The sequence below is a fragment of the Streptomyces sp. GC420 genome (genome assembly GCF_009916105.1).
Classification (GTDB): domain Bacteria; phylum Actinomycetota; class Actinomycetes; order Streptomycetales; family Streptomycetaceae; genus Streptomyces.
The window spans coordinates 1-5,795 of record NZ_JAAAXQ010000437.1; the positions used below are offsets into that span (position 1 = coordinate 1).

Annotated in this window: 4 protein-coding genes; 1 reads left to right on the plus strand and 3 read right to left on the minus strand. The window is 71.5% G+C overall.

Going from position 1 to position 5,795, the window contains the following annotated elements:
* Positions 1–1,448 (plus strand): GH1 family beta-glucosidase (locus tag GUY61_RS33385; protein WP_398957815.1); only part of this gene is annotated, 1,448 nt, incomplete at its 5' end.
* 228 nt (positions 1,449–1,676) lie between these two features.
* Here GUY61_RS33385 and GUY61_RS33390 read toward each other — a convergent pair.
* The 3 genes from GUY61_RS33390 to GUY61_RS33400 form a co-directional block, all read right to left on the minus strand.
* Positions 1,677–2,585 (minus strand): MerR family transcriptional regulator, encoded by a 909-nt coding sequence (locus tag GUY61_RS33390; protein WP_166634072.1) that lies wholly within the window; start codon positions 2,583–2,585, stop codon positions 1,677–1,679.
* Positions 2,586–2,683: 98 nt separating this feature from the next.
* Positions 2,684–3,400 (minus strand): DUF3152 domain-containing protein, encoded by a 717-nt coding sequence (locus GUY61_RS33395; protein ID WP_313896987.1) that lies wholly within the window; start codon positions 3,398–3,400, stop codon positions 2,684–2,686.
* 209 nt (positions 3,401–3,609) lie between these two features.
* Positions 3,610–4,995 (minus strand): endo-1,4-beta-xylanase, encoded by a 1,386-nt coding sequence (locus tag GUY61_RS33400; protein ID WP_166634073.1) that lies wholly within the window; start codon positions 4,993–4,995, stop codon positions 3,610–3,612.
* Positions 4,996–5,795 lie beyond the last annotated feature (800 nt).

The window sequence follows — 5,795 nt, forward strand, 5'->3', positions numbered from 1 at the left end:
CCCGAAGCGCCGCCCCCGCCCCCGGCACCACCGACACCCTGGCCTTCCCGCCGGACTTCCTGTGGGGCACGGCCACCGCCGCCTACCAGATCGAGGGCGCCGCCGCCCTCGACGGTCGCACACCGTCGATCTGGGACACCTTCTCCCGTACGCCGGGCAAGGTCCGCAACGGTGACACCGGGGACATCGCCACCGACCACTACCACCGCTGGCGCGAGGACGTCGAGATCATGTCCGACCTCGGGGTCGGCGCCTACCGCTTCTCCGTCTCCTGGCCCCGGGTGCAGCCCACCGGCCGCGGCCCCGCCGTCCAGAAGGGCCTGGACTTCTACCGCCGCCTCACCGACGAACTGCTGAACAAGGGCATCAAGCCGGTGGTGACGCTCTACCACTGGGACCTCCCGCAGGAACTCGAGGACGCGGGAGGCTGGCCGGAGCGGGCCACCGCCGACCGCTTCGCCGAGTACGCCTCCATCGTCGCCGGCGCGCTGGGCGACCGGGTGGAAACCTGGACCACGCTCAACGAGCCCTGGTGCAGCGCCTTCCTCGGCTACGGCTCCGGCGTCCACGCTCCGGGCCGTACCGACCAGGTCGCCGCGCTGCGCGCCGCGCACCACCTCAACCTCGGCCACGGGCAGGCGGTTCAGGCACTGCGCGCCGCGCTGCCCGCCCGCGCCCGGATGTCCATCACCCTCAACATCCACCACGTCCGGCCGCTCACCGACAAGCCCGAGGACATCGACGCCGCACGCCGCATCGACGGCGTCGCCAACCGCGTCTTCACCGGCCCGCTGCTCCGGGGCGCGTACCCGGCCGACCTGCTGCGGGACACCGCGCACCTGACCGACTGGTCCTTCGTGCGCGACGGCGACACCGCCGCGATCCACCAGCCGCTGGACCTCCTGGGCGTCAACTACTACACGCCCACGCTGGTCTCCGAGTCCACCGGCGAGGCCACGCACCGCTCGGACGGACACGGCGTCAGCGAGCACAGCCCCTGGCCCGGTGGCGACAACGTCGCCTTCCACCTGCCCCCGGGCGACACCACCGCCATGGGCTGGGCCATCGACCCCACCGGCATGTACGACCTGCTGATGCGGCTGAAGAACGACCACCCGAACCTGCCACTGGTGATCACGGAGAACGGGGCGGCGTTCGACGACTACGTCAACCCGCAGGGCGAGGTCCACGACCCGGACCGGATCGCCTACCTGCGCGGCCACCTGGCCGCGGTTCGCCGCGCGATGGAGGACGGGGCCGACGTCCGCGGCTACTTCCTGTGGTCCCTGCTCGACAACTTCGAGTGGGGATACGGCTACAGCAAGCGCTTCGGCGCTGTCTACGTCGACTACCCCACGGGCAAGCGGATCCCGAAGTCCAGCGCCCGCTGGTACGCCCGGCTGGCCCGCACCGGCACCTTCCCGGAGGCACCCGGCGCCCTGGGCTGAGCCACCCGCCCCGGCGGGTGCGCCGGCACCGGGGGCCGGCGCACCGGTACACCCGGCCCGTCCGCTCCTCCCCGAGCGGCCGGGCCGGGACACTGTTGTCCCGGCAGCGAGCAAGCCCAGCCCGCTCTCACGCAGCTGGGACGCGCAGCAGTGCCGCGGACGTACGGGGTCAGCCTCTCGTTCCCACCCCGGCAGATACGCTGCGGCCGCACGGGCCAATACGGCCGGTCAGGCCTGATCCGCGGCGCGCAGGGCCCGCGCCAGCCACTCCAGCTCCTCGGTCGCGTCGGGCGACGAATACTGCCCGCGCACGCGGGCGACGAGCCTGCGGTAGGGCTCCGCCCCCGCCTCGATCCCGGCCTCCAGGCTGCGCAGCACGACGGCCCGGTCGGCGTCGCCGAACAGCTTGGACAGCACTTCGGCCGCTTCCGGCCCATCGGGAGCGACCCCGCGCTTCCTGACCTCCGCGACGGTCTGTACGACCTGCCTGGCCCACCAGATGGACGCCCCGGGGGGACGGCCCTGCCCCGGTGCGGGCGTGTTGAGCTCCATCCAGGTGCGCAACCGGGCGCGAAAGCCGGGGTCCCGCACCAGTTCGGCAACCTCGATCCAGGCGTCGACCTGCTCAGGTGTGGGATCGCCGGGCAATTCGACGCTGTACGTGCCTATGCGGTCGCGCAGGCGCGGCTCGACGTCGAGACCGCCGAACACCTCCTCCTTGAACTCGTCGATGATCTGCTTGCGTTCGGCGGCGGAGAGCCGCGCCAACCGGTTCATCAGTGCTGTCTCCTCAGCGGTGGAACCACGTTTCGCAACGGTGGACAGGACGGCCCGGCTCACCTTGAGCGTGCGGATCTGCGCGTCGAGCGCGGCGACGTGCGCGTCGGCGACCTCGGCGACCGTGATCCGGCCGCTCAGCACCCGGCACACGTCGTCGAGCCCGAGGCCCAGCTCCCGCAGGGTGCGGACCAGCTCGACGCGGGCCACGGACCCGGCGTCGTACAGCCGGTAGCCGCTCGCGGAGCGGGCCACGGGCGGCACCGCTCCCTCGTCCGACCAGAAGCGCAGGGTACGCACCGGAAGTCCGGTGCGTCGCGCGAGCCGGCCGATGGTGAGCTCGGGGTGTTCGTCGTCCATGGGTGAGATCGTGGACCCTCCAGCCGCTGGAGACTCAAGCGCCTCAGTACGACATGCCGTCAGTTCTCCGTGTGCTGCCGCCGGCTGACCCGCCAGTGTCACGGGACGGCGGGACCGGCGACGTAGGTGCCGTCGCGGTCGTACGGCCACGCGTTGGCGACGCATCCCTTGAGCCCCTTGATCTGCTGCATCATCACCGGTGCCGGTGCCCCCTCGCGCGGGCACGTCTCGTGACCGTGGCCGAGGCGGTGCCCCACCTCGTGGTTGATGATGAGCGCGCGGTACTCCGTAATGGGGCCCTTGAACTGCGGTGAACCGGACTGCCAGCGCTTGAGATTGACGATGACATCGTTGCCAACGGTGCAGTTCACCTCACCGCCCGTGTCCAGCCCGGCCGCGCCGCACAGCTTGTCCACGGTCCCGGGAGTCGCGATCTTCACCGTGAAGTCCACGGCACCGGTGGCCACCGGCTCGAAGCCGCTCTCGCCGTCCGCGGTCCAGCCCCGGGGATCCGCGAGCACTTTGCGTATGGCCAGTGCCGCCTTCTCGGCGTTCAGGTCCACGCCGTCCTCCACCTGCACGCGGTAGCGCATGACATCGCTCGCACCGGTGGGTCCCCGGCCCGTCCCCAGGTGGGCCCGGGCGGTGGTGAAACTGCCCGGGCCGGCGGCGGCGGTGGCCTTGCCCTCCCGGTCGGCCGCCCAGTAGAGAGCCGCCGTCACGGTGGTGGCCGCCACGGTGGCGAGGACGGTCGCCGCGAGCCGCCTGCGGCCGGGTGACGGGGCGCGGTGCCGGTGGTTCGCTTGGTGCGACACGAAGTCTCCGTGCTCGGTCGGTCCGGTGAGTGACCGTCATTCGGCCACTCCTGCTGGCAAGACGCGAGCCGGCGCACGGAGGTTCACTGCGGGAGGCCAGGTGTCCGTCCGGGAGTCTCGGCACCTGCCCCGGTGGCTTCATGGGCACGGCCCGGCCGCGTGGCGCGGCGGGACTCCCGCCGCGCCACCCTCCATTCACGGCCGGGTGATCAGGAGGCGGTGCACGAACCGAGAACGGGCGCCGAGGAGTTGCCGTTCTTCATGACGGTGAAGCCGAAACTCGTCGAGGCCCCGGCAGCCAGGCTTCCGTTGCCGTTCGGCCTCATCGTCATGACATTCCCGCTGCTGTCCCACGTGGGGCTGCCGTTCCACGTCGCGGAGATCTTCTGCGGGGGAGTCACCGTGACGCTGACGGTCCAGGTGCTGATGGGAGCATTGCCCGCCGTCACGGTCACCCTGCCGTTGAAGCGGTCGCTCCACTCCTCCGCCTTGCTGTACGACACGGAGCAGCCGGCGGATCCGCCGCCACCGCCGCCCCCGCCGGAGCCGCCGAGAGCGGTGAGCACGGCGTCGTACGCGGGCTTCTTGCTGTAGTTGCCGTCGAACAGCAGGGGAGTGCCACTGGCACGCCACGAGTACTTGTCGGTGACGCCCCAGACCGTGATGCCGGTGCACCGGGACACGGCCAGGCAGGCGTTGACCACATTGCCGTAGGAGGCGGCCTGCGAGCTGCCCGAGCCCTCGATGTCCAGCTCGGTGATCTGCACGTCGACTCCGAGGTCGGCGAAGCGCTGCAGATTGGCCCGGTAGTCGCCGGGCACGGGAGAGGCGCTGTTGAAGTGGGACTGGAAGCCCACGCAGTCGATGGGCACGCCGCGCGCCTTGAAGTCGCGCACCATGTTGTAGACGGCGTTGCTCTTCGCGTTGATGCCGTCGGTGTTGTAGTCGTTGTAGCAGAGCTTGGCGGCGGGGTCGGCCGCCCGGGCGGTCCTGAAGGCCTCCTCGATGAAACCGTCACCCAGCTTGTCCTGGAAGGGCGAACTGCGGCGCGCGCCGCTGCCGCCGTCCTGGAAGGCCTCGTTGACCACGTCCCAGGCGGCGATCTTTCCCTTGTAGTGCTGCATGACCTGGTTGATGTGGTTGTTCATCGCCGACCTGAGTTCGGAGGCGCCCAGGCCGCCCACCCAGCCGGGCAGCTGCGAGTGCCACACCAGGGTGTGGCCGCGGACCTGCATGCCCCTGCTCTGCGCGTGGTTGACGATCTGGTCGGCGGAGCCGAAGCTGAACGAGCCCCGTGAACTCTCCACGGCGTCCCACTTCATCTCGTTCTCGGGTGTCACCGAGTTGAACTCGGCGTTCAGCGTGGAGGCGTACTGGGACTCGCCCAGATGGTTCGCGGCCACGGCGGTGCCGAAGTAGCGGCCCTTCTCCGCCGCCGCGGCGCCGAGCGTACTCGCCGCCCGGGCCGTGCCGGACAGTGCGGTCACGCCCGCTCCGGCGAGCAGGAGGGCCGTGCCGAGCACGAGTGCCCTGCGGGCAAGGGAACGCGGCTCCGGGCGCGTCGGCCCGCGTTCGACAGAACTGTTCGTCACCATGTCATCCTCTTCTGCCGTTTTCGGATCTTCTCGTTCCTGTGCCTCTTCGGCGGGTGCCGGACAAGGCCCCGGGAGTGGGGCGGGATCGGCGCGATGGTGCTGGTCACGGCCGTGTCCGCCGTCGTGCGCGAGTGCTGTGCCGTGTACGGGGCTCCCCGCGGGCGGGGGCCGATGTCATGCATCGAAAGTTTCGGTCACTTCTCCGAATGGCTGCCGAGACAGTACGGCCGACCCCCAGGGGGGTCAACCGCTCGCGCAGAGGGCCTTCAGGGGTGGCGCACGGTCCCGGCCAGGTGTGGCGAGCCGTCGGCGGGGGAGCCCTCCGGCCCGGCGAACCGCCCGCCGGATACGGGCCCGGGGAGCGGAGTCAGTCGTCCCGACCCCGTCGTTCCCCTCCGCCGTCCTGGCGCGGGCTTGTCCGGCACCCCGGCCCGACCTGCGTGAAGTCATGCTTGCCGGGGTTCCGTCCCGGACGGGGGACGGCGGGGCGGCGCACCGGCCGCTGTTGCGCCGCGCCCCGGGCGCGCCCTCCCCCGTGACCCTCCGGCCCTGCCCGCGGGCCGCTCGGACGGCCGTCAGTCATGTGCCCGAAACGCGCCTACGGTGCCAACGGGCAACTGTGAGACGTTGGTTGACGCTGCGGCGTACGGCCCCCAGAGCGACGGGAAGCGACTGCGAAAGGGGGCAGAAAGTTTCGCGGTCACTTCGCGGGCCGCGCGGGTCCGGGCGCTCTCCGGCCCCCCACCCGCTCGCGCGCGTGGAGTGCCGTCCGTCAGGGGGCGGGGGGGTCAGCCGTCGGC

What these genes read in the sequence shown, in the direction of transcription:
- GUY61_RS33390 (WP_166634072.1), bottom strand. Translation starts at nt 2,585, where the DNA reads ATGGACGACGAACACCCCGAGCTCACCATCGGCCGGCTCGCGCGACGC.
- GUY61_RS33400 (WP_166634073.1), bottom strand. Translation starts at nt 4,995, where the DNA reads ATGGTGACGAACAGTTCTGTCGAACGCGGGCCGACGCGCCCGGAGCCG.